The 21,456-nt window shown below is 71.6% G+C and carries 21 protein-coding genes and 1 pseudogene; 12 read left to right on the plus strand and 10 right to left on the minus strand.

Annotated elements, in window-relative coordinates; genetic code table 11:
* Window positions 1–36: 36 nt before the first annotated feature.
* From rsfS to QM782_RS22060, 5 genes are read right to left on the minus strand one after another with little or no spacing between them, the layout of a single operon-like run.
* Window positions 37–666: a ribosome silencing factor gene (rsfS, locus tag QM782_RS22040; RefSeq protein WP_415205007.1), complete on the minus strand. Its 630-nt coding sequence runs from the start codon at window positions 664–666 to the stop codon at window positions 37–39.
* Window positions 663–1,283, minus strand: a complete 621-nt coding sequence (gene nadD / locus QM782_RS22045) for a nicotinate (nicotinamide) nucleotide adenylyltransferase (protein WP_415205008.1) — start codon at window positions 1,281–1,283, stop codon at window positions 663–665. Before nadD ends, rsfS begins: the two co-directional genes overlap by 4 nt.
* Window positions 1,274–2,197: an oxygen-dependent coproporphyrinogen oxidase gene (hemF, locus tag QM782_RS22050; RefSeq protein ID WP_415205009.1), complete on the minus strand. Its 924-nt coding sequence runs from the start codon at window positions 2,195–2,197 to the stop codon at window positions 1,274–1,276. Before hemF ends, nadD begins: the two co-directional genes overlap by 10 nt.
* Window positions 2,194–3,486 carry a phosphoribosylamine--glycine ligase gene (gene purD / locus QM782_RS22055; protein ID WP_415205010.1) on the minus strand — a complete coding sequence of 431 codons (1,293 nt, stop codon included), beginning with the start codon at window positions 3,484–3,486 and terminating at the stop codon, window positions 2,194–2,196. The genes hemF and purD overlap by 4 nt, the downstream gene beginning before the upstream one ends.
* Window positions 3,483–4,202, minus strand: coding sequence for a YebC/PmpR family DNA-binding transcriptional regulator (locus QM782_RS22060; protein ID WP_415205011.1), 720 nt, complete (start codon window positions 4,200–4,202; stop codon window positions 3,483–3,485). Before QM782_RS22060 ends, purD begins: the two co-directional genes overlap by 4 nt.
* Before the next feature lie 72 nt (window positions 4,203–4,274).
* Between QM782_RS22060 and QM782_RS22065 the strand changes: the two genes are divergently transcribed.
* The 8 genes from QM782_RS22065 (at window position 4,275) to QM782_RS22100 (ending at window position 12,789) form a co-directional block, all read left to right on the plus strand.
* Window positions 4,275–5,801: a helicase HerA-like domain-containing protein gene (locus QM782_RS22065; RefSeq protein WP_415205012.1), complete on the plus strand. Its 1,527-nt coding sequence runs from the start codon at window positions 4,275–4,277 to the stop codon at window positions 5,799–5,801.
* Between the two features lie 435 nt (window positions 5,802–6,236).
* The gene (locus QM782_RS22070) at window positions 6,237–7,544 is read left to right on the plus strand and encodes a GTP cyclohydrolase II (RefSeq protein ID WP_415205013.1); all 1,308 of its coding nucleotides are present in this window, start codon (window positions 6,237–6,239) and stop codon (window positions 7,542–7,544) included.
* Window positions 7,537–8,811 carry a URC4/urg3 family protein gene (locus QM782_RS22075; RefSeq protein WP_415205014.1) on the plus strand — a complete coding sequence of 425 codons (1,275 nt, stop codon included), beginning with the start codon at window positions 7,537–7,539 and terminating at the stop codon, window positions 8,809–8,811. The genes QM782_RS22070 and QM782_RS22075 overlap by 8 nt, the downstream gene beginning before the upstream one ends.
* Window positions 8,812–8,840: 29 nt before the next feature.
* A complete protein-coding gene (gene upp, locus QM782_RS22080; RefSeq protein WP_415205015.1) occupies window positions 8,841–9,470 on the plus strand; it encodes a uracil phosphoribosyltransferase in 630 nt (209 codons plus the stop codon).
* Window positions 9,471–9,512: 42 nt separating this feature from the next.
* Complete coding sequence (locus tag QM782_RS22085) at window positions 9,513–9,965, plus strand: HIT family protein (RefSeq protein ID WP_415205016.1); 453 nt, start codon at window positions 9,513–9,515, stop codon at window positions 9,963–9,965.
* Window positions 9,966–9,998: 33 nt separating this feature from the next.
* Window positions 9,999–11,279 carry an amidohydrolase family protein gene (locus QM782_RS22090; protein ID WP_415205017.1) on the plus strand — a complete coding sequence of 427 codons (1,281 nt, stop codon included), beginning with the start codon at window positions 9,999–10,001 and terminating at the stop codon, window positions 11,277–11,279.
* Window positions 11,280–11,378: 99 nt separating this feature from the next.
* On the plus strand, window positions 11,379–12,029 hold the full coding sequence (locus tag QM782_RS22095; protein WP_415205018.1) for a hypothetical protein: 651 nt from the start codon (window positions 11,379–11,381) through the stop codon (window positions 12,027–12,029).
* A gap of 46 nt (window positions 12,030–12,075) precedes the next feature.
* Window positions 12,076–12,789: a glutathione S-transferase N-terminal domain-containing protein gene (locus QM782_RS22100; RefSeq protein ID WP_415205019.1), complete on the plus strand. Its 714-nt coding sequence runs from the start codon at window positions 12,076–12,078 to the stop codon at window positions 12,787–12,789.
* A 3-nt stretch (window positions 12,790–12,792) separates the two neighbouring features.
* Here QM782_RS22100 and QM782_RS22105 read toward each other — a convergent pair whose 3' ends face one another.
* On the minus strand, window positions 12,793–13,206 hold the full coding sequence (locus QM782_RS22105; RefSeq protein WP_415205020.1) for an RcnB family protein: 414 nt from the start codon (window positions 13,204–13,206) through the stop codon (window positions 12,793–12,795).
* A 266-nt stretch (window positions 13,207–13,472) separates the two neighbouring features.
* On the opposite strand from QM782_RS22105, the gene QM782_RS22110 reads away from it, so the two are divergent.
* Together QM782_RS22110 and QM782_RS22115 are read left to right on the plus strand one after the other, a co-directional pair.
* On the plus strand, window positions 13,473–14,456 hold the full coding sequence (locus tag QM782_RS22110; RefSeq protein WP_415205021.1) for a Bug family tripartite tricarboxylate transporter substrate binding protein: 984 nt from the start codon (window positions 13,473–13,475) through the stop codon (window positions 14,454–14,456).
* Window positions 14,457–14,516: 60 nt separating this feature from the next.
* Complete coding sequence (locus tag QM782_RS22115) at window positions 14,517–15,407, plus strand: ketopantoate reductase family protein (protein WP_415205022.1); 891 nt, start codon at window positions 14,517–14,519, stop codon at window positions 15,405–15,407.
* A 49-nt stretch (window positions 15,408–15,456) separates the two neighbouring features.
* Here QM782_RS22115 and QM782_RS22120 read toward each other — a convergent pair whose 3' ends face one another.
* Genes QM782_RS22120 through QM782_RS22135 form a run of 4 tightly spaced genes read right to left on the minus strand, consistent with a single transcriptional unit; the run spans window position 15,457 to window position 19,103 of the window.
* The gene (locus tag QM782_RS22120; RefSeq protein WP_415205023.1) at window positions 15,457–16,374 is read right to left on the minus strand and encodes an NAD-dependent protein deacetylase; all 918 of its coding nucleotides are present in this window, start codon (window positions 16,372–16,374) and stop codon (window positions 15,457–15,459) included.
* A 4-nt stretch (window positions 16,375–16,378) separates the two neighbouring features.
* The gene (gene sbcB, locus QM782_RS22125; RefSeq protein WP_415205024.1) at window positions 16,379–17,830 is read right to left on the minus strand and encodes an exodeoxyribonuclease I; all 1,452 of its coding nucleotides are present in this window, start codon (window positions 17,828–17,830) and stop codon (window positions 16,379–16,381) included.
* Window positions 17,827–18,276, minus strand: a complete 450-nt coding sequence (rnhA, locus tag QM782_RS22130; protein ID WP_415205025.1) for a ribonuclease HI — start codon at window positions 18,274–18,276, stop codon at window positions 17,827–17,829. Before rnhA ends, sbcB begins: the two co-directional genes overlap by 4 nt.
* Window positions 18,273–19,103 (minus strand): class I SAM-dependent methyltransferase, encoded by an 831-nt coding sequence (locus QM782_RS22135; RefSeq protein ID WP_415205026.1) that lies wholly within the window; start codon window positions 19,101–19,103, stop codon window positions 18,273–18,275. Before QM782_RS22135 ends, rnhA begins: the two co-directional genes overlap by 4 nt.
* Here QM782_RS22135 and gloB point away from each other — a divergent pair.
* Together gloB and QM782_RS22145 are read left to right on the plus strand one after the other, a co-directional pair.
* On the plus strand, window positions 19,102–19,884 hold the full coding sequence (gene gloB / locus QM782_RS22140; RefSeq protein ID WP_415205027.1) for a hydroxyacylglutathione hydrolase: 783 nt from the start codon (window positions 19,102–19,104) through the stop codon (window positions 19,882–19,884). The genes QM782_RS22135 and gloB overlap by 2 nt on opposite strands.
* Window positions 19,881–21,418: pseudogene (locus tag QM782_RS22145) on the plus strand (transglycosylase SLT domain-containing protein). Before gloB ends, QM782_RS22145 begins: the two are co-directional and overlap by 4 nt.
* Window positions 21,419–21,456: the final 38 nt, after the last annotated feature.

Below are 21,456 nucleotides of genomic sequence, written 5' to 3' on the forward strand. Positions count from 1 at the left end.
CTCACCGGGGGACTCGCGCGGGCGTGGGGGATGCGTTCACAGCTTCCCGGCCTTGGGAGCGGCTTTCTTCCGCGCGACCGGCGACTTGGCAGGCGTCTTGGCCGGCGCCCTCCTGGGGGCGGCGGCTTTCTTGGCGGCCGGCGTGGCCGCGGCCCGGACCGGCGCCTTCTTCGCCGGAGCGGCCGCCTTCTTCGCCGGTGTAGCTGCCTTCTTCGTAGGCGCGACCGCTTTCTTCGCGGCGGCCGCGGGCGCTGCCTTGGCGGGGGTCTTGGCAGCCGGCTTGGGCGCGCCCAGCTTCAGCCGCACGGGCTTGTCGCCCCACAGCTCTTCCAGGTGGTAGTACTGGCGGATCGCCGGCTGCATGATGTGGACGACGGCCTGGCCGCAGTCCACGATGATCCATTCGCCGTTGTCCTCGCCCTCCACCCGCGGCTTGGCGAAGCCGGCCTCGCGCACCGCATCGCGCACGCTGGCGGCCAGCGCGCGGGTCTGCCGGTTCGACGTGCCGGAGGCGACGATCACGCGCTCGAACAGCGGGGACAGGTGCTCGGTGTTGAAGACCTGGATGTCCTGCGCCTTGACGTCTTCGAGTCCATCGACGATGGACCGTTGCAGCTTCTGGGTGTCTTTCTTGGCGGTGGATTCCGAGGTGGTGCCAGTGGTCATCGAGCGGTTCGGTAAAGGTGGTGTTGGTCAATATAGCGTGCAACGGCCGGGGGAACCAGTTCGTCGATCGGCCGTCCCTCGGCCACACGCTGTCGGATCTCGGTGGCGCTGGTGGCCACCGGCGGGGTGTGCAGGTGCTCGATCCGCGCGCCCGGCAGGTCGAGCGCCGGCGCGGTACCGGTGGGCGCGGCCTCGTCCACGCGCGCGGCCACGCACAGCGTGGCCATGGCCACGATGGCCTGCCAGTCGTGCCAGGTGGTCAGCGCGCGGGCCTGGTCCGCGCCGATCAGCAGGTGCAGCCGGGCCGCCGGGTACAGGGCCTGCAGCTCGCGCAGGCTGTCCACGGTGTAGCTCGGGCCGCTGCGCCGTACTTCGCGCGCATCGACGCACACGCCGGGCAGGCCGGCGAACGCCAGCTCGGCCATGGCCAGCCGGTGCGCGGCGGCCGTGGGCTGCACCGGACGGTGCCAGGGCTGGCCGGTGGGCAGCACGTGCAGGCGCTCCAGGCGCCACTGGGCCATGGCGGCCTGCACCAGGTCCACGTGGGTGTTGTGCGGCGGGTCGAAGGCGCCGCCGTAGACGCCCACGCGCTGTGCGCCGCGGCCGGTCAGGTCCAATCGCGCGGTACCAGGAAGTGCTCGGCCAGCCGCGCCTCGGCGGAGCCGGGTTCGGGCTGGTAGCGGTAGGCCCAGGCCGCCAGCGGCGGCATCGACAGCAGGATGGACTCGGTGCGCCCGCCGGACTGCAGGCCGAAGTGCGTGCCGCGGTCCCACACCAGGTTGAACTCCACGTAGCGGCCGCGCCGGTAGCGCTGGAAGGCGCGCTCGCGCTCGCCGTAGGGCGTGTCCTTGCGGCGCTCCAGGATCGGCAGGTAGGCATCGAGGAAGGCCGCGCCGACGGCCTGCGTCATGGCCATGCTGCCCTGCAGGCCCAGTTCGGAGAAGTCGTCGAAGAACACGCCGCCGATGCCGCGCGCCTCCTGCCGGTGCTTCAGGAAGAAGTACTCGTCGCACCACTGCTTGAAGCGCGGGTACTTGTCCGCGCCGTACGGTGCCAGCGCATCGCGGCAGACGCGGTGGAAGTGCCGCGCATCGTCCTCGAAGCCGTAGACCGGCGTCAGGTCCATGCCGCCGCCGAACCAGCAGACCGGCGCCTCGCCCGGATGGCCGGCCGCGATCATGCGCACGTTCATGTGCACCGTCGGCGCATAGGGATTGCGCGGGTGGAACACCAGCGAGACGCCCATGGCCTCGAACGGGCTGCCCGCCAGCTGCGGCCGGTGCTGCGTGGCCGAGGGCGGCAGCTGCGGGCCGCGCACGTGCGAGAAGCCGCAGCCGGCGCGCTCGAACACGGCGCCGTCCTCCAGGATGCGTGTGACGCCCTGGCCCTGCAGCGGCTCGTGTGCTTCCTTGGCCCAGGGGTCGGACCGGAAGCGGCCGCCGTCGATGGCCTCGATGGCGCCGGTGATTCCGTCCTGCAGGCCGCGCAGCCAGGCGGCGAACTGCTGCGCCGTCGTGTCGGGTGCGCTCATTTGGCCGCGCGGTGGCCGATGTCGCGGCGGTACTGCATGCCGTCGAACCGGATGCTGCGTACCAGTTCGTAGGCGCGCTGCTGGGCCAGCCGCACGTTCTCGGCCAGCGCCGTCACGCACAGCACGCGGCCGCCGCTGGTGCGCACGCTGCCGTCGGCCTCGCGCACGGTGCCGGCGTGGAACACCACGGCGTCGTCCGCCGCGGCCGGCAGGCCGGTGACCGCGTCGCCCTTGCGCGGCGCGAGCGGGTAACCGTGCGCGGCCAGCACCACGCCCAGCGCGACGCGGCGGTCCCATTCCAGCGCGACCTGGTCGAGCCGGCCGTGCGGGCCGGGCTCGGTGGCCGCCCACAGCACCTCGAACAGGTCGGACTTCAGCCGCATCAGCAGCGGCTGCGTCTCCGGGTCGCCCAGGCGGCAGTTGAACTCCAGCGTCTTGGGGCGGCCCTGCGCGTCGATCATCAGGCCGGCGTACAGGAAGCCGGTGTAGGCGATGCCGTCCTTCTCCATGCCGCGGATGGTCGGCAGGATGATCTCGCGCATCGCGCGCGCATGCACGTCGGCCGTGACCACCGGCGCCGGCGAATAGGCGCCCATGCCGCCGGTATTGGGGCCCTGGTCGCCATCCTGCAGGCGCTTGTGGTCCTGGCTGGTGGCCAGCGCGGCGACGTTCTTGCCGTCGCACAGCACGATGAAGCTGGCCTCCTCGCCGGCCAGGTATTCCTCGATCACCACGCGCGCGCCGCCGGCGTTGTGCGCGACGCCCAGCGTGTCGTCCACCAGCATGAAGTCGATGGCCTCGTGCGCCTGCTCGGGCGTCATCGCCACGACCACGCCCTTGCCGGCCGCCAGGCCGTCGGCCTTGACGACGATGGGCGCACCCTTGGCGTCCACGTAGGCATGGGCCTCGGCCGGGTCGGCGAAGGTGCGGTACTCGGCCGTGGGGATGCCGTGGCGCTGCATGAAGTCCTTGGAGAAGGCCTTGGAGCTCTCCAGCTGCGCGGCGGCCCGGGTCGGGCCGAAGATGCGCAGGCCGTGGGCGCGGAACTCGTCCACCACGCCGGCGGCCAGCGGCCCCTCGGGGCCGACCACGGTCAGCGCCACGTGCTCCTGCTGCGCCCATTCGCGCAGCGCCGCGACGTCGGTGAGGGGCACGTTGACCAGGCGTTCGTCCAGCGCCGTGCCGCCGTTGCCGGGCGCGACGAAGACCCGGGTGACGCGCGGGGACTGGGCCAGCTTCCAGGCCAGCGCATGCTCGCGGCCGCCGCCGCCGATGACCAGGACTTTCATACGCTGGCGTTGTGGTAGACGTTCTGCACGTCGTCCAGGTCTTCCAGGACGTCGATGAGCTTGAGCATCTTCTCGGCATCCTCGCCGGACAGCGCGACCGTGTTCTCCGCGCGCATCGTGACTTCGGCCAGCTCGGGCTGCAAGCCGGCGGCTTCCAGCGCGTTCTTGACGCCCTCGAACGCGCCGGGCGCCGTCAGCACCTCGATGGCGCCGTCCTCGTCGGCCACCACGTCGTCGGCGCCGGCCTCCAGCGCGATCTCCATGACCTTGTCCTCGTCGGCGCCGGGCGCCAGCACGATCTGGCCGCAATGCCGGAACTGGAAGGCCACCGAGCCCTCGGTGCCCATGTTGCCGCCGTGCTTGGCGAATGCGTGGCGCACCTCGGCCACGGTGCGCACGCGGTTGTCGGTCATGGTGTCCACGATGATGGCCGCGCCGCCGATGCCGTAGCCCTCGTAGCGGATTTCCTCGTAGCTCACGCCTTCCAGGTTGCCGGTGGCCTTGTCGATGTTGCGCTTGATGGTGTCGGCCGGCATGTTGGCGGCCTTGGCCTTGTCCACCGCCAGGCGCAGGCGCGGGTTGGCGTTGAGGTCACCGCCGCCCTGGCGCGCGGCGACCATGATCTCGCGGATCACCCGGGTCCAGATCTTGCCCCGCTTCTCGTCCTGCCTGCCCTTGCGGTGCTGGATGTTCGCCCATTTGCTGTGTCCGGCCACGAATGATCCTCTTGAGTGGTCTGATGTAATGTCGGGCGCGGATTTTACTTTTCCACCAAAGGACGGATTGCCATGGCAGAGCCGCTGCTGATCGCCAAGAACAAGGATGCCCTCTGCGAGCTGTTGCCGGGCCTGGCCAACCGCCACGGCCTGATCACCGGCGCCACCGGCACGGGCAAGACCGTCACGCTGCAAACCTTCGCCGAGAAGCTCTCGGCCATCGGCGTGCCGGTGTTCATGGCCGACGTAAAGGGCGACCTCACCGGCATCAGCCAGAAGGGCGTGTTCGGCGGCAAGCTCGCCGCCACCCTCCAGGAGCGTGGCATCGAGCTGCCCGCGCCCGCCGCCTGCCCGGTGACGCTGTGGGACGTCTTCGGCGAACAGGGCCACCCGGTGCGCGCCACCATCTCCGACATGGGCCCGCTGCTGCTGGCGCGCATGCTGGACCTGAACGAGACCCAGGCCGGCGTGCTGAACATCGTGTTCAAGATCGCCGACGACACCGGCCTGCTGCTGCTGGACCTGAAGGACCTGCGCGCCATGCTGCAGTACGTCGGCAGCAACGCCGGCCAGTTCACCACCGAGTACGGCAACATCAGCGCGGCCAGCGTGGGCGCCATCCAGCGCGGGCTGCTGGCGATCGAATCGCAGGGCGGCGACCGGTTCTTCGGCGAGCCGATGCTCAACATCCAGGACTTCATGCAGACCGTGGGCGGCAAGGGGGTGGTGAACATCCTGGCCGCCGACAAGCTGATGAACTCGCCGCGCCTGTACGCCACCTTCCTGCTGTGGATGCTGTCGGAGCTGTTCGAGCAGTTGCCCGAGATCGGCGATCCCGAGCAGCCCAAGCTGGCCTTCTTCTTCGACGAGGCGCACCTGCTGTTCAACGACGCGCCCAAGGCGCTGGTCGAGCGCATCGAGCTGGTGGTGCGGCTGGTGCGCTCCAAGGGCGTGGGCGTGTACTTCGTGACCCAGAATCCGCTGGACATTCCCGACACCGTGCTGGCCCAGCTGGGCAACCGGGTGCAGCACGCGCTGCGCGCCTTCACGCCGCGCGACCAGAAGGCGGTCAAGGCCACCGCCACCACCATGCGCCCCAAGCCGGGCCTGGACATCGAGGCCGCCATCACCGAGCTGGCGGTAGGCGAGGCGCTGGTCAGCCTGCTCGACGCCAAGGGCCGCCCCAGCATGACCGAGCGCGCCTACGTGCTGCCGCCGGCGAGCCAGCTGGGGCCGATCACCCCCGAGCAGCGCCAGCAGCTGATCGCCAACTCGCTGGTGGCCGGCGTCTACGAGAAAAGCGTGGACCGCGAATCGGCCTACGAGAAGCTCAAGGGCCGCGCCGACAGCGCGCCCGATGCGCCGCCGGCCACCGTGCCCGCCGGCAAGGGCGGGGCTGCGGGCGCACCGGCGGACGGCGGCGGCATGTCCGGCATGCTCAACGACCTGCTGTTCGGCAGCACCGGCCCGCGCGGCGGCAAGCGCGACGGCCTGGTCCAGACCATGGCCAAGTCGGCCGTGCGCACCGTCGGCACCAACGTGGGCCGGGAGATCCTGCGCGGCGTGCTGGGGGGCATCTTCGGCAGCAAGAAGCGCTGAGAAGCGGTGGACGCATCCCTCGCGCACCCACGCGAGGCTCCTGGCAAGCGTCCACGTGCATCGCCATCGCCGCGCCCGAGGCCTCGCCGTTCAGGCCGGGGCACGCTTCCCATTGCGGGCGTTGCAATCCTTGCCGTGGCGGCAGCTGTCGCCTGTCGCCTGTCGCCTGTCGCCTGTCGCCTGTCGCCTGTCGCCTGTCGCCTGTCGCCTGTCGCCTGTCGCCTGTCGCCTGTCGCCTGTCGCCTGTCGCCTGGTGGACCCCATCGTAGGCGCGATCGATCCATTCACAGCTTCCGACCCAGGGGAGTCGCCCACCGTGCGACCGCCCGGGAGAACGCCCGGGAGAACGCCCAGTTCGTGGCGCCCGCACGCCGCCGCGCCGCGGCCTCCATGCGCCGGCCGAAGGCGCTACATTGCAGTTTTCGAGGGACCGCAATGCCTTTAGACGCCGACGCGACGGCCTCCGCCGCCGCCCCCCATGCCGGCAGCGCCGCTGCCAACGCCAGCTCGCCGCGCCACATCCGGCTGACCTCTCACAGCGGCGGCCTGGGCGCCCTGCCGCTGCAGTGGGGCGCCCCCACCCCGGCCGAGCGCGGACCGGTGGTCGGCACCACCACCCGGCGCGCGCACCGCAACGTGATCGGCACCCACAGCGGCAGCTACAGCGTGTACCGCGCGCTCGCCGTCGCCGCCGGAGCGCTCAAGCGCGAGCACAAGGCCGACCTGACCAACACCGCGCCCACCGACGCGATCGGCCCCTACCCCCAATGGAGCGAGCCGGGCCGGATCGTCTCGCTCGACCCCTGGGGCGCGGTGGTGGCCGACGTGTTCGCCAGCGAGCTTGTGGCCGGCTACGACATCCGCCCCACCATCGCCGTGACCAAGGCGCACGTGATCCTGCCGGAGGTGATCGACGCGCTGCAGAAGGGCCGGCTCAAGGCCGACGGCAGGTTCCTCACGTCGAGCGGCGCCGCCGTCGTCACCAAGGCCGCCATCGAGCCGGTGTGGTGGCTGCCCGGGGTGGCCCAGCGCTTCGGCTGCAGCGAGACCGACCTGCGCCGCGTGCTGTTCGAGGAAACCGGCGGCATGTACCCCGAACTGGTCACGCGCTCGGACCTGGAGGTGTTCCTGCCGCCGATCGGCGGGCAGACCGTCTACATCTTCGGCAATCCGCGCGACCTGGCGGACCCGCAGGTCGAGCTGACGGCCCGCGTGCACGACGAGTGCAACGGATCGGACGTGTTCGGTTCGGACATCTGCACCTGCCGGCCCTACCTCACGCATGCCATCGAGGAATGCATCCAGGGCGCGCAGCGCGGCGGCGTGGGCCTGGTGGCCTATTCGCGCAAGGAGGGCCGCGCGCTCGGCGAGGTCACCAAGTTCCTGGTCTACAACGCGCGCAAGCGCCAGGTCGGCGGCGACACGGCCGACCAGTACTTCGCGCGCACCGAATGCGTGGCCGGCGTGCAGGACATGCGCTTCCAGGAGCTGATGCCCGACGTGCTGCACTGGCTGGGCGTGCGCAAGATCCACCGGCTGGTCTCGATGAGCAATATGAAGTATGACGCCATCACCGGCTCGGGCATCGAGGTCGGCGTGCGTGTGAACATCCCCGACGAGCTGATCCCCGCCGACGCGCGCGTGGAAATGGACGCCAAGATGGCCGCCGGCTACTTCACGCCGGGCGCGGTGCCCGACGCCGAGGAACTGCGCAAGGCCAAGGGCCGGGGCCTCGATGTTTGAGGGCACCAGCGCCGCGCTGGACACCAGCCATGCCGAAGGCGCCGCCCGCGCGCTGCGCACCACCACGGCCGTGCGCGAGCGCGCGCGCCATCTGCTGGAGCGCGCGCGCGTGGGCGCCTCGCGCTGGTTCACGGTGCAGGACGACGCGCTGCCGGCCACGGCGAGCGAGGTAGCCGCGCTGACGCGCGAGCGCTACCCCGGCCTGCAGATCCCGTTCCACAGCCGCTGGCGCCACTTCGAGGCCGGCGGCATCGACCGCAAGGCCGTGCTGGACGAGCGCCTGGCCGCGCTGGACGCCCCGGCCCGCGCCCGCGCGCAGATCGACCTCGCCGTGGTCAGCGTGCTGCTGGACGCCGGTGCCGGCGCGGACTGGAGCTATTTCGAGACCGCCAGCGGCCAGCGCTTCGCGCGCTCCGAAGGCCTGGGCGTGGCCAGCTTCCACGCCTTCCTGGGCGGGCTGTTCTCCAGCGACCCGGCGCATCCGCTGCAGGCCGACGCCGCCGGGCTGCGCGGCCTGGCCACGGACCGGCTGGCCCGGGCGTTCCAGGCCAGCGCGGCCAATCCGCTGGTCGGGCTGGACGGCCGCGTGCTGCTGCTGCGGCGCCTGGGCGAGACGCTGGCCGCCCAGCCCGAGGTGTTCGGCCCCCAGGGCCGGCCCGGCGGGCTGTTCGACGCACTGGTCGCGCCGCAGGGCCCCACCACCGTGCCGCCCACGGCCACCGTGGCCGCGCACGACGTGCTGTCGCAGCTGCTGATGTCGCTGTCGGGCATCTGGCCCGCGCAGAACGCCATCGGCAGCGAGCCGCTGGGCGATTGCTGGCGCCACGAAGCCGTGCCCGGCCCGGGCCTCACGGCCGGCTGGATGCCGTTCCACAAGCTGTCCCAGTGGCTCAGCTACTCGCTGCTGGAGCCGTTCCAGTGGGCCGGCGTGCGCGTGGAAGGCCTCGACGCGCTGACCGGCCTGCCGGAATACCGCAACGGCGGCCTGCTGCTGGACGCCGGCGTGCTGCGCCTGCGCGACCCGGCGCTGGCCGCGCGCAGCTGGCAGCCCGGCGACGAGCTGGTCGTCGAATGGCGCGCGCTGACGGTCGCCCTGCTGGACGAGCTGGCCCCGCTGGTGCGCGCCCAGCTCGGCGCCACCGCCGCGCAGATGCCGCTGGCCTGCGTGCTGGAGGGCGGCACCTGGGCGGCGGGCCGGCGCATGGCCCAGCGCTTGCGTGCAGGCCTGCCGCCGCTGGACGTCACCAGCGACGGCACCGTGTTCTGACCCCCTCCTCCGCCAACGACGACCCCGACATGTCCAACGTCCACCTGATCGACCACCCCCTGGTGCAGCACAAGCTGACGCTGATGCGCCGCAAGGACGCCAGCACCAACAGCTTCCGCCGCCTGCTGAACGAGCTGTCCACGCTGATGGCCTACGAAGTGCTGCGCGACGTCCCGATGCAGGAGATCGAGGTCGAGACGCCGATGGAAACCACCACGGGCCGGGTCATCGACGGTAAGAAGCTGGTGTTCGTGTCCATCCTGCGGGCCGGCACCGGCATCCTGGACGGCATGCTGAACGTGGTGCCCGGCGCGCGCGTGGGCCACATCGGCCTGTACCGCGACCCGAAGACGCTGGTGGCCGTGGAGTACTACTTCAAGATGCCGCAGGACATGCACGAGCGCGACATCGTGGTGGTGGACCCGATGCTGGCCACCGGCAACTCGGCCGTCGCGGCGGTCGAGCGGCTCAAGGAGATGAATCCCAGGTCGATCAAGTTCGTCTGCCTGCTGACCTGCCCCGAGGGCCTCGCGGCGATGCAGGCGGCGCACCCGGACGTGCCGATCTACACGGCCGCGATCGACCGCCAGCTGAACGACCACGGCTACATCCTGCCCGGCCTGGGCGACGCCGGCGACCGCATCTTCGGCACCAAGTAGGCGCACCGCGCCGCGCGACACCCACCACCAGGGAGCTGCTGCATGCCCAAGTTCATCGACCACTCGCCGCCCGGCCAATGCATCTTCTGCCGGCTGGCGGCCGGCGAGATCCCGTCGGCCAAGGTCCACGAGGATGCGCTGACCCTCGCCTTCATGGACATCGGCCAGGCCAACCCCGGCCACGTGCTCGTGGCGACGCGGCGCCATGCGACGACGCTGCTGGACATCACGGCCGAGGAAGCCGGCGCCGTCATGCAGACCGCGCGGCGCGTGGCGCTGGCCGTGCGCGCCGCCTTCGATCCGCCGGGGCTGACGCTGCTGCAGGCCAACGGCAGCGCCGGCGACCAGACGGTGTTCCATTTCCACCTGCACGTGGTGCCGCGCCACGACGGCGACGGCGTGGCGCTGTCCTGGCCGCGCCAGGAGCCGCCCGCCGCGCTGCTGCAGGACTACGCCGCGCGGCTGCGCGCGGCCTGGCCCGCGGAAGCTCCGTGAACGGCACCCCTGCCGTCCCGGACTGATCGCCCCATGCTCGACCTCCTCGTCACCAACGCCAGCCTGCCCGATGGCCGCGCCGGCATGTCCGTCGCGGTACGGGACGGACGGATCGCCGAAGTCGCCGAGGGCCTGCGCGCACCGGCGCACGAGGTACTCGATGCCCAGGGGCTGCTGCTGGCGCCGCACTTCTGCGACCCGCACTTCCACATGGACGCCACGCTGAGCTACGGCCTGCCGCGCGTGAACCAGAGCGGCACGCTGCTCGAAGGCATCGCGCTGTGGGGCGAGCTCAAGCCGCTGCTGACGGCCGACGCGCTGGTCGAGCGGGCCCTGGCCTACTGCGACTGGGCCGTCGCCCGCGGCCTGCTGGCGATCCGCACGCACGTGGACACCAGCGACCCGAGCCTGCTGGCGGTGGAGGCGCTGCTGGACGTCAGGCGCCGCGTCGCGCCCTACCTGGACCTGCAGCTGGTGGCCTTCCCGCAGGACGGCGTGCTGCGCACGCCGGGCGGCCTGGACAACCTGCGCCGCGCGCTCGACATGGGCGTGGACGTGGTCGGCGGCATCCCGCACTTCGAGCGCACGATGGCCGAGGGCGCGGCCAGCGTACGCCAGCTGTGCGAACTGGCGGCCGAGCGCGGCCTGCCGGTGGACATGCACTGCGACGAATCCGACGACCCGCTGTCGCGCCACATCGAGACGCTGGCGTTCGAGACCCAGCGCCTGGGCCTGCACGGCCGCGTGACCGGTTCGCACTGCACCTCCATGCACAGCATGGACAACTACTACGTCAGCAAGCTGCTGCCGCTGATCGCGCAGAGCCGGGTCCACGTCGTCGCCAATCCCCTGATCAACATCACGCTGCAGGGCCGGCACGACAGCTACCCCAGGCGCCGCGGCATGACGCGCGTGCCGGAGCTGCTGGCGGCCGGCGTCAACGTGGCGTTCGGCCACGACTGCGTGATGGACCCGTGGTACAGCCTGGGCTCGGGCGACATGCTGGAAGTCGCGCACATGGGCCTGCACGTCGCGCAGATGACCAGCCAGGCCGGCATGCGCGCCTGCTTCGATGCGGTCACGCAGCATGCGGCGCGCGTGATGGGGCTGGACGGCTACGGCCTGGCGCAGGGCTGCGACGCCAGCTTCGTGCTGCTGCAGGCGCGCGACCCGATCGAAGCGCTGCGCCTGCGCGCGACGCGGATGAAGGTCTTCCGCCGCGGCCGGCTGCTGGCCCAGACGCCGGCCGCGACCGCGGCGCTGCACCTGCCGGGGCGCGCAGAGGCGACATCGTTCATGGCGCCGGCTTGCTAGACTGCGCCTCCCCTTCTCCTGCCCGCGCGGCCATGCGCGGGCCGTCCGATGCCTCCTCCCGCGCTCACATGCGACGCCCCGCCCGTCGTGCCCCGACCGATGCAACCCTGGTTCGCGCTCGACCTGGCGCTCGGCATCGCGGCGCTGGCCGCGGTCGTCGGCATGCTGGTGGGCCACGGCGTGCCGCTGGGGCTGCTGCAGGAAGACGGCCCGGTCGAGCGGGCGACGATCTGGGCCTACCTGGCGGCCGTGCTGGCCCTGCCGATGCTGCGCTGGCCCGGCATGCCCAGGCGGGACACGATCGCGGCCTGCGTCCTGCTGCTGGCGCTGGCCGCGCGGGAGGCCGACCTGCACAAGGCCATGTTCGGCATCAGCATCCTGAAGTCGCGCTTCTACCTGCACGGCGCCCTCGACCAGATCCTGGCCGCGCTGGGGGTGCTGCTGCCGATCGCCTGCGCCGGCCTGTGGCTGGCCGTGCGCCATGGCCGTCGATGGCTGGGGCCGCCGGCCCGCTGGAGCGCTCCCGTCGCGACCGTGGCCGTGCTGGTCGGCACCATGGTGTTCGCCAAGGTGCTGGACCGCACGCCCGAAACGCTGGGGCAGCTGCACCTGCGCGAGCATCTGCCGCAGGCGGCGCTGTACGTGATGCTGGCGCTCGAGGAGATCCTGGAACTCGCGCTGCCCGTGCTCGCGCTGCTGGCCATCCTGCAATGCCGCTGGCTCGCGCTCCACGCGAACGCTGCCAGATGATTCCCTGCCCGCGCCGCGCGCGGGCGCCAACCTGCGAGGTCATCCGATGAACCGACCGACGGCTTTCCCGATCATGCGCAAGTGGCCCGCGCAGCACCCCGACCGCCTGCAGCTGTACTCGCTGCCCACGCCCAACGGCGTGAAGGTCTCGATCGCGCTGGAGGAGACCGGCCTGCCCTACGAGGCGCACCGCGTGGCCTTCGACAGCAACGACCAGATGTCGCCGGAATTCCTGTCGCTGAACCCGAACAACAAGATCCCGGCCATCCTCGACCCCAACGGGCCGGAAGGCCGGCCGCTGCCGCTGTTCGAGTCCGGCGCGATCCTGGTCTACCTGGCGGACAAGACCGGGCAGCTGATGCCGGCCGGCGCCGGCGCGCGCTACGAGACGCTGCAGTGGCTGATGTTCCAGATGGGCGGCATCGGGCCCATGTTCGGCCAGCTCGGCTTCTTCCACAAGTTCGCCGGCAAGGACATCGAGGACAAGCGCCCGCGCGACCGCTACGCCGCGGAGTCGCGCCGCCTGCTGAAAGTGCTGGACGGCCGCCTGGCCGGCCGCGACTGGATCATGGGCGACGACTACACCATCGCCGACATCGCCGTGTTCCCGTGGGTGCGCAACCTGGTCGGCTTCTACGGCGCCGGCGACCTGGTGGGCTTCGACGACTTCCGCGAGGTGCGGCGCGTGCTCGATGCCTTCGTCGCGCGGCCGGCGGTGCAGCGCGGGCTGGACATCCCGCCCGCACCGGCCCGGCCCTGACGCTCAGCGCGCCAGGATCACCTGCGCGATGATGCCGGTCGCGATGGCGATCAGCACGTAGTCGGCGCCGACCTGGACCCAGTGGTAGCCGCGCGGCGGCCGCTGCAGGCGGTGGCCGCGCCAGTCGTCGACCACGTAGTAGCGGGCGCGGTAGGCCGGCGGCAGGCGCTCGCCGCGCTGCCAGCGGTGCGGCGGGCCGTCTCGGCGGTCGGGATGGAACTGGCCGTGACGCTGCGGCGGGTCCCAGCGATCCGGCCCGCGGTGCGGACCAGGACCACGGCCGAAGTCGCGGTCCTTGCCGGGTGGCCGATCGCGGTCGTCACGGTCATGTCCGCGCGGCTGGGCCGCGGCGAGGCTGCCGGACAGGCCGAGCACCGAAGCCGCGGCGGCGGAAAGAAGAATGCGGCGCTTGAACATGGAAGTCCTTTCTGTTTGCCTCCGGCTCCCGCAGATCCTGACCGGCGTGGCATGTCGCAAGGCTATCGGCGCCATGTAAATCCCAGGTGATGCGTCGGCAATGCCGCGCAAAGTTCTGCGTCCGGAACGCTGCTGGAGGCACCGGCAGTGTGCCCCCTTTCACAACCGCGAATACCGGCTTGTCGAAATCCCAATGCGCCGCCGGCATCCCCGCCAATAGACTTCCGCACACGGGCCATCGGCGGCTTCCCTGCACAGGAGACATCATGCAGTTCCCTTCCCGGCGCACCGCGCTGCTGCTCGGCACGGCCGCCCTCTTCGGCGCACCGCTCGCGGCCGGTGCCCAGGCATGGCCCAAGAAGCCGGTCACCATTGTCGTCGCCTATCCAGCCGGCGGCGTGGCCGACCAGATGGCGCGTACGCTGGCGACCGAGCTCACCAAGCGGATCGGCCAGCCGGTCGTGGTGGAAAACCGGGTCGGCGCATCCGGCATGATCGGTGCCAACTACGTGGCCAAAGCCGAGCCGGATGGACACACGCTGCTCATGGCCGCGATGGCCGAGACGGTCTTCGTGCCCCACATGAACGACCGCATGGCCTATTCGCCGGACCGGGACCTGGCGCCGGTGGCAATGGCCGTGCGCTTTCCGTTCATGCTCGTCGCCCATCCGTCGCTGCCGGTGCACAGCGTCTCCGACGTGGTGGCCCTCGCGAAGAAGAACCCCGGGCAGATCACCTACGCCTCCGGCGGCAATGGGTCGGTGCAGCACCTCACCATGGAATTGTTCGCACGCACGGCCGACATCCAGCTGCGCCACATACCGTACAAGGGCGTCATACCGGCGCTCAACGACGTGCTCGGCAACCAGGTCTCGATGATGTTCGCCGGATATCCGCCGGCAATGGTCCATGTCAAGGCCGGCAAGCTCACGGCGCTGGGCATGTCGACGAAGGAGCGCCTGCCGGTCGCGCCGGACATTCCGTCGGTTTCCGAATTCCCGACGCTGGAGGCATACGATTTCCCGGTCTGGGTCGGGCTGTTCGCGCCCGCAGGCACACCGGCCGCCGTCCTCGACCGCGTCCATGCCGAGAGTGTGGCTGTTTTCGCGATGCCCGAGGTCCGCACCAGCATCGAGCAGGCCGGCATGATGACCTCGACCGAGTCGCGGCCGCAATTCACGGCGTTCGTCAAGAGCGAACTGGCCAAGTACGGGAAGATCATCCGGGATGCCGGCATCAAGGAGCCCTGACGCCATAGGCGCCGGGGCCGATACCCAGGCGGGCCCCGTGAGCGGCACGACCGGACCGTCATGCGCATCGCGGTGATCGGCGCCGGCGCGGTCGGCAGCTACTTCGGCGGCCTGCTCGCCCGTGCCGGCCACGAGGTGACGCTGATCGGCCGGCCCGCGCACGTCGAGGCGATCCGGCGCGACGGCCTGCTGATCGAGACGGCCGTGTCCGCCGAGCGTGTATGCCCTGACGCCGACATCGCCGTGTCCGCGGCCACAGGCGCGCAACTCGTGCTCTTCTGCGTCAAGTCCACCGATACCGTGTCGGCCGGCGCGGCAGTGGCGCCGTACCTCGCCGCCGGCTGCACGCTGTTGAGCCTGCAGAACGGCATCGACAACGCGGCACGCCTGGCGTCCGCGGCCGGCCGGCCGGCGCTGCCGTGCGTCGTCCACGTTGCCACCGCGTTGCCCGCGCCCGGGCACGTGCAGCACCGTGGCGGCGGCCGGCTGGTCCTGCCCGACCGGCCTGAAGCCCGGGAGGTGGCCGGCCTTCTGTGGCACGCCGCCATCGACGTCGAACTCTCGGACAACCTGCCCGGCGCCCAATGGGCCAAGCTCATCGTCAACTGCGCCTACAACGCCCTCAGCGCTGTCGCGCGCCAGCCGTTCGGGCCGTTGCTGCGCACGCCCGGTGTCGACGAGCTGATGCATGACGTCGTCCGCGAATGCCTTGCCGTCGCACAGGCTGCAGGCATCGATGTGCAAGGCGATCCCTGGGTCGCGCTGCGGCGCACTGGCAGCCAGTCGGAACAGTACTCGTCGATGGCGCAGGACATGGCGCGTGGACGCCGCACCGAAATCGACCATCTCAACGGCTACGTCGTCCGGCAGGGCGAGGCACTGGGCGTGCCCACGCCGGCCAACCGTTGTCTGCAGGTCGCGGTCAAGCTGCTCGAAGCCCGCGGCGGCTGAGCCCGCCCGGCAGCCCCGTGCCTCTCAGCGGCGCGGACGGCCAAGGCCGTCAGAGCGTGGAGGCGTCGAGGCGCGCCAGCGCCGCCAGCGCTTCGCCGCAGGAGGCCTCCACCTTCAGCGCCAGCAGCGCATCGGCGCGCGTGCGGCCGAGGTTCACGGCCGCGATCGGCCTGCCCTGCTCGGCTGCGGCCAGCGCGAAGCGGTAGCCCGAATACACCATCAGCGACGAACCGGCCACCAGCAGTGCGTCGGCGCGCGCCAGGGCGGCCATCGCCGCGGCCACGCGCTCGCGCGGCACGGACTCGCCGAAGAACACCACGTCGGGCTTGAGCAAGCCACCGCAGTGCGGACAGTCCGGCACCTGGAAGGCAGAGAAATCGGCCTGCTCCAGATCGGCATCGCCGTCGGGAGCGGCACCGGCGCTCAGCTGCGCGAAGGCCGGGTTCAGCGCGGCCAGGCGCTGCTGCAGCCCGGCCCGCGGCGAACGCGCGCCGCAGCCCAGGCACACCACCGTGTCGATGCGGCCATGCAGGTCGACCACGCGCCGGCTGCCGGCGGCCTGGTGCAGCCCGTCCACGTTCTGCGTCAGCAGCAGTTCCACATGGCCGGCCGCCTCCAGACGGGCCAGCGCCTGGTGCGCCGCGCCGGGGCGCGCCTGCGCCATCGTGGCCCAGCCCAGCAGGCTACGCGCCCAGTAGCGCCGGCGCGTGGCGGGGTCGCCGGTGAACGCCTGGAAGGTCACCGGCTGAGGGCGCTTCCAGTCGCCGTTGGCGTCGCGGTAGTCCGGGATGCCCGACTCGGTGCTGCAGCCGGCACCGGTCAGCACCAGCAACCGCGGGTGGCGGGCCAGGAAATCGGCGAGCGCGGCTTGCGGCGCCGTGTCCGCGGAATCCGGCCGCCCCAGGCCGCTGGCGGCCCTGTCGAGAGGCGGCGATGCGCGAAGCGCCGGATGGGTGGACTGCTCCATGGCGTCAGGCCAGGTCGGCGGCGATGTCCTCGGCGTAGGCATGCAGGGCTTCGAGGATCGCGGTGCCGCGCGCGTCCGTGTCCTGGCCGCAGCGGTCGAGTTCTTCCAGCAGCTGGTCCACGCTGCGCGCGCCGCCGGCGCCCTCGATCAGCCGGTCGAAGCGGTGCTGCTGCCAGCGCTCGGCCTCGTCTTCGGCCAGCGTGTCGGGGAAGTTGCGTGCGCGGTAGCGGAACACCAGTTCCTCCAGCCGCGCATCGTCGAAGCTGCTGCGCGCACCGGCCAGCGCCTGCGGCGCGAGTCCGCGCAGCTGGTTCAGCCGCCGCCGGTCGGCCGGGCCGAGGAAGCCGCCGTACAGGTCCTCGTCCACGTCCAGCGCCGCCCGCGGCTCGCGCTGCAGCAGGCCGTCCCACAGCGCCGAGAGGTCCGGCAATGCAGCGGCCAGCTCGGCATGGCGCAGCTGCGCGTCGAGATCCAGGCTCCAGCGCGCGGCCATGGCCGGCGCCAGCGTCTTCAGGTTGCCGACCACCATCGGCGACTTGTTCAGGTGCACGCTCTTGAGCGGCAGCCGCGAGACGCCGGGGGGCAGCTCGTCACGCCGTGTGTACAGGCGCAGCCGGGCCTCGTCGACCGACAGGCCGTCGAGTTGGCGCGGGTCGTGCGCCAGGTCCCAGGCCAGCAGCTCGTTGCGGTTGGTCGGGTGCATGGCCAGCGGCCACATCAGCGCCAGGCAGCCGCGCTCGACCGGGAACATGCCCGAGACGTGCAGGAACGGCCGCGCCTCGCGCGGCGTGGTCGGCAACCGCAGCTCGGCCGCCACGCGGTCCTTCCTGTGCAGGCTCAGCGCGAAGTCGAACAGCCGCGGCTGGCGGGTCTTGATCAGCCGCGCCAGCGCGATCGTGGCGCGCACGTCCGACAGCGCATCGTGCGCGGCCGCGTGCGCCAGGCCGTTGGCCGCGCTCAGGTGTTCGAGCCGGAAGCTGGTGCCGCCGCCCTCCTCGGCCGGCCGCTGCGGCCACTCGATACCATCGGGGCGCAGCGCATGCGTGAGGCGCACCACGTCCAGCAGGTCCCAGCGGCCGCAGCCGTTCTGCCATTCGCGCGCATACGGGTCGATCAGGTTGCGCCAGAACAGGAAGCGCGTGACCTCGTCGTCGAAGCGGATGGTGTTGTAGCCCACGCCGATGGTGCCGGGCTGCGCGAACGCCTGCTCGATGCGTGCGGCGAACTCCGCCTCCGGCAGGCCATGCTGCAGGCAATGCTGCGGCGTGATGCCGGTGATCAGGCAGGAAACCGGGTCCGGCAGGTAGTCCGGCGCGGGGCGGCAGTACCACATCATCGGCTCGCCGATCTCGTTCAGGTCGGCATCGGTGCGGATCGCGGCGAACTGCGCCGGCCGGTCGCGGCGCGGCACGGCGCCGAAGGTCTCGTAGTCGTGCCAGAGGAAGGTGTGGCTCATCGGCGGCCGAGCGCCTGGTCGACGCCCTTGTTGGCCAGCGCGTCGGCGCGCTCGTTGCCGGGGTTGCCGGCATGGCCGCGCACCCAGCGCCAGTCGATCTTGTGGCCGCCGGCGGCCAGCAGCGCATCGAGCTGCTGCCACAGTTCCACGTTCTTGACCGGCTGCTTGGCGGCGGTGCGCCAGCCGCGCGCCTTCCAGCCCTTCATCCACTCGGTGATGCCCTTCAGCACGTATTCGCTGTCCAGGTACAGCGTGACCTCGCAGGGCTTCTTCAGCGCCGACAGCGCCTCGATCACCGCGGTCATCTCCATGCGGTTGTTGGTGGTGGACAGCTCGCCGCCGTACAGCTCTTTCTCCAGCGTGCCGGACTTCAGCACCACGCCCCAGCCACCCGGGCCGGGGTTGCCCTTGCAGGCGCCGTCGGTATAGATCTCGACGTGATTCAACGCATTCCTCTTCTCGTGACAGGTGGGACGGGCGCGGTACAGGCCGGTTCGGCCACCGGCCGGGGCTGCGGCCGGTGCCGGTTGGCCACCGGCACCGGCGCGTTGGCCAGCGCCCGCCGGCTCTTCCAGCTGGCCTCCAGCAGCCGCATGCCGCGCACGCGCTTGACGGCGACGACGAAGTACACCGCGCCCAGGATCGGCCAGCAGCGCGCGCCCAGCGTGTCCATCCAGCCGAAGCGGCCCAGCATGGATTCGCTGCGCACCGCCGGCCGGTAGCAGCCGAAGCGGCTGGACTCGACCTCGAAGGACAGCAGCCGCAGCCAGTCGCGCAGCCGCCAGTAGCCGATGAAGTCGCCCTCGGCCGGCAGGTACAGCTGGCCCAGGCCGAACCTGCGGATCGCGCGCGCGCGGCGCTGGCGCAGGCCCCACAGGCTCGCGGCGTTGAAGCCGCAGACCACCGCCTGGCCCTCGGGCATCAGCACGCGCTCGACCTCGCGCAGCGTGGCGTGCGGGTCGGGGCTCAGCTCCAGCGCATGTGGCAGCAGCACCAGGTCCAGGCTGTTGGCCTCGAACGGCAGGGCCGCGAAGTCGTTGACGAGCGCGGCGCGGCGCGGCGCCCTGGGGCCGGGCGGCGCATCCATGGCCAGCCACTGCCGCTGGATGCGGCAGGCGCGCAGGCCATCAAGTTCCGGCACGCCCATCTGCAGCGCGTGGTAGCCGAACACGTCGGCCACGGCGGTGTCGAAGGCGGCCTGCTCCCAGGCCAGCAGGTAGCGGCCCGGAGGGGTCTCGAACCAATCGTGCAAACCTATAATTTGACCGCTCATGGAACTGGTAGCGTTGCCCGCCTTCGCCGACAACTACGTCTGGATGCTGCACGACGGGCAAGCCGCGCTGGTGGTCGATCCCGGCGACGCCGGCCCGGTGTTCGAGGCGCTGCAGCGCTGCGGTTTGCAACTGCGCTCGATTTTAGTCACGCACCACCATGCCGATCATGTCGGCGGCGTGGCGGCGCTGCGCGAGGCCACCGGCGCCCAGGTGTTCGGCCCGGCGCGCGAGCACATCCCCGAGCCGCTCGTGCGCCTGTCCGGCGGCGACCGCCTGGCGCCGGGCCCGGCGACGCTGGGCCTGGCGTTCGAGGTGATCGACGTGCCGGGCCACACGGCCGGCCACATCGCGTACTGGTGCGCCGACGTCGACGGCAGCCCCGTGCTGTTCTGCGGCGACACGCTGTTCTCCGCCGGCTGCGGCCGGCTGTTCGAGGGCACGCCGGCGCAGATGCTGGCATCGCTCGACCGCCTGGCCGCGCTGCCGCCCGGCACGCGCGTGTGCTGCGCCCACGAGTACACGCTGTCCAACCTGAAATTCGCGCGCGCCGTGGAACCCGGCAGCGCCGATCTGCTCCACTACACCGCACAGTGCGAAGCCCGCCGCGCCGCGCACCAGCCCACGCTGCCGTCCAGCATCGGGCTGGAGCGGCGCGTCAACCCCTTCCTGCGCGTGCGCGAGCCCGCGGTCGCCCAGGCGGCGCGGGCCGTCGATGCCGGCGCGCAGGATGCCGTCGGTGTGCTGGCCGCGCTGCGGCAGTGGAAAAACGAATTCAAATGACCGTTCTGAAGTCCTTCGGCGTGCTGGTCCTGCTCGTGCTGGCGGGCTGCGCCAACATCGACAAGTCCTCCCCCCCTCCGTCCCCGATACCGGCGCCACGCTGCGCGTCGAGGGCCATCCCATCCCCGCCGGCCCCGGCCACGCGATCATCCCGACCGGGCCGCTGTCGCCGATCACGCCGGCCGAGCTGCGCTCCGGCCGGGTCACGCTGCAACTGCCGCCGGCCGACCTGTGGGAGCGCATCCGCCGCGGCTTCGCGATGCCGGACCTGGACACCGACCTCGTGCGCGACCGCGAGCAGTGGTACGCCGCGCGGCCCGACTACATCCTGCGCATGACCCAGCGCTCGTCCAAGTACCTGTTCCACATCGTCGAGGAACTGGAGGTGCGCGGCATGCCGACGGAACTGGCGCTGCTGCCCTACATCGAGAGCGCGTTCAACCCGCAGGCCGTGTCCACCGCCAAGGCCGCCGGCATGTGGCAGTTCATGCCGGCCACGGGCAACTACTTCGAGCTGCGCCAGGACATCTTCCGCGACGACCGGCGCGACGTGCTGGCCTCCACCCGCGCCGCGCTGGACTACCTGCAGAAGCTGCACAACATGTTCGGCGACTGGCACCTCGCCCTCGCCGCCTACAACTGGGGCGAAGGCAGCGTCAGCCGCGCGATCGCGCGCAACCAGCGCGCCGGGCTGCCGACCGGCTACACCGACCTGTCCATGCCCAACGAGACGCGCTACTACGTGCCCAAGCTGCAGGCGGTCAAGAACCTGGTGGCCCAGCCCGAGCGCTTCAGCGCCGACCTGCCGGTCATCGAGAACCATCCCTACTTCCAGAGCGTCGACCTGGCGCACGACATCGACGTCGCGCTGGCCGCCCAGCTGGCCGACGTGTCGCTGGCCGATTTCCGCGAGCTGAACCCGGCCGTGAACAAGCAGGTGATCCTGGCCGCGGCCACGCCGCAGATCCTGCTGCCCTGGGACAACGCGCTCGTGTTCAAGCGCAACCTGGAGGCCCGCACGCACGGCCAGTACGCGAGTTGGAGCGCGTGGACCGTGCCCACTACGATGAGCGTGGCCGCCGCCGCCGAGCGCGTGGGCATGGGCGAGGCCGACCTGCGCAGCGTCAACAACATCCCGCCGCGCATGCTGATCAAGGCCGGCTCGGTGCTGGTGGTGCCGCGCTCGGGCAAGATGGGCGACGTGCCCGAGCAGATGGTCCACAACGCGTCGCTGCAGCTGGCGCCGGAGATCGTCACGCGCAAGACGGTCGTGAAGGCCGGCCGCCGCGACAGCGTGGCCAGCATCGCGCAGCGCTACCGGCTCACTGCCGCGCAGGTGGCCGACTGGAACGACGTGAAGACCACCGCATCGTTCCGCGCCGGGCAGGCCGTGACGCTGTACCTGCCGATGCGCCCGGCCGGCAGCGCCCGCCCCCGTGCCATGGCCCGGGCGAAGGCCGCTCCGGCGGCCCGCACCGCGCCGGTGGCCCGCAAGCCGGCGGCCAGGGCCCCGGTCGCCCGCAGGGCGCGCTGAACGGGCGCGGCCGCCCGCTCGTTCCCGCGCGGGCGGCC

The sequence above is a fragment of the Pseudorhodoferax sp. genome, assembly GCF_047601025.1.
Taxonomy (GTDB): domain Bacteria; phylum Pseudomonadota; class Gammaproteobacteria; order Burkholderiales; family Burkholderiaceae_C; genus Pseudorhodoferax.

Excerpts from the sequence above, each read along its gene's own strand:
- QM782_RS22135 (WP_415205026.1), bottom strand. The coding sequence starts at position 19,103 with ATGAGCGGTCAAATTATAGGTTTGCACGATTGGTTCGAGACCCCTCCG.
- rsfS (WP_415205007.1), bottom strand. The coding sequence starts at position 666 with ATGACCACTGGCACCACCTCGGAATCCACCGCCAAGAAAGACACCCAG.
- gloB (WP_415205027.1), top strand. The coding sequence starts at position 19,102 with ATGGAACTGGTAGCGTTGCCCGCCTTCGCCGACAACTACGTCTGGATG.
- QM782_RS22105 (WP_415205020.1), bottom strand. The coding sequence starts at position 13,206 with ATGTTCAAGCGCCGCATTCTTCTTTCCGCCGCCGCGGCTTCGGTGCTC.
- QM782_RS22090 (WP_415205017.1), top strand. The coding sequence starts at position 9,999 with ATGCTCGACCTCCTCGTCACCAACGCCAGCCTGCCCGATGGCCGCGCC.
- purD (WP_415205010.1), bottom strand. The coding sequence starts at position 3,486 with ATGAAAGTCCTGGTCATCGGCGGCGGCGGCCGCGAGCATGCGCTGGCC.
- QM782_RS22115 (WP_415205022.1), top strand. The coding sequence starts at position 14,517 with ATGCGCATCGCGGTGATCGGCGCCGGCGCGGTCGGCAGCTACTTCGGC.
- QM782_RS22085 (WP_415205016.1), top strand. The coding sequence starts at position 9,513 with ATGCCCAAGTTCATCGACCACTCGCCGCCCGGCCAATGCATCTTCTGC.
- QM782_RS22075 (WP_415205014.1), top strand. The coding sequence starts at position 7,537 with ATGTTTGAGGGCACCAGCGCCGCGCTGGACACCAGCCATGCCGAAGGC.
- QM782_RS22120 (WP_415205023.1), bottom strand. The coding sequence starts at position 16,374 with ATGGAGCAGTCCACCCATCCGGCGCTTCGCGCATCGCCGCCTCTCGAC.
- sbcB (WP_415205024.1), bottom strand. The coding sequence starts at position 17,830 with ATGAGCCACACCTTCCTCTGGCACGACTACGAGACCTTCGGCGCCGTG.
- QM782_RS22095 (WP_415205018.1), top strand. The coding sequence starts at position 11,379 with ATGCAACCCTGGTTCGCGCTCGACCTGGCGCTCGGCATCGCGGCGCTG.
- QM782_RS22065 (WP_415205012.1), top strand. The coding sequence starts at position 4,275 with ATGGCAGAGCCGCTGCTGATCGCCAAGAACAAGGATGCCCTCTGCGAG.
- QM782_RS22110 (WP_415205021.1), top strand. The coding sequence starts at position 13,473 with ATGCAGTTCCCTTCCCGGCGCACCGCGCTGCTGCTCGGCACGGCCGCC.
- hemF (WP_415205009.1), bottom strand. The coding sequence starts at position 2,197 with ATGAGCGCACCCGACACGACGGCGCAGCAGTTCGCCGCCTGGCTGCGC.
- QM782_RS22100 (WP_415205019.1), top strand. The coding sequence starts at position 12,076 with ATGAACCGACCGACGGCTTTCCCGATCATGCGCAAGTGGCCCGCGCAG.
- QM782_RS22070 (WP_415205013.1), top strand. The coding sequence starts at position 6,237 with ATGCCTTTAGACGCCGACGCGACGGCCTCCGCCGCCGCCCCCCATGCC.
- upp (WP_415205015.1), top strand. The coding sequence starts at position 8,841 with ATGTCCAACGTCCACCTGATCGACCACCCCCTGGTGCAGCACAAGCTG.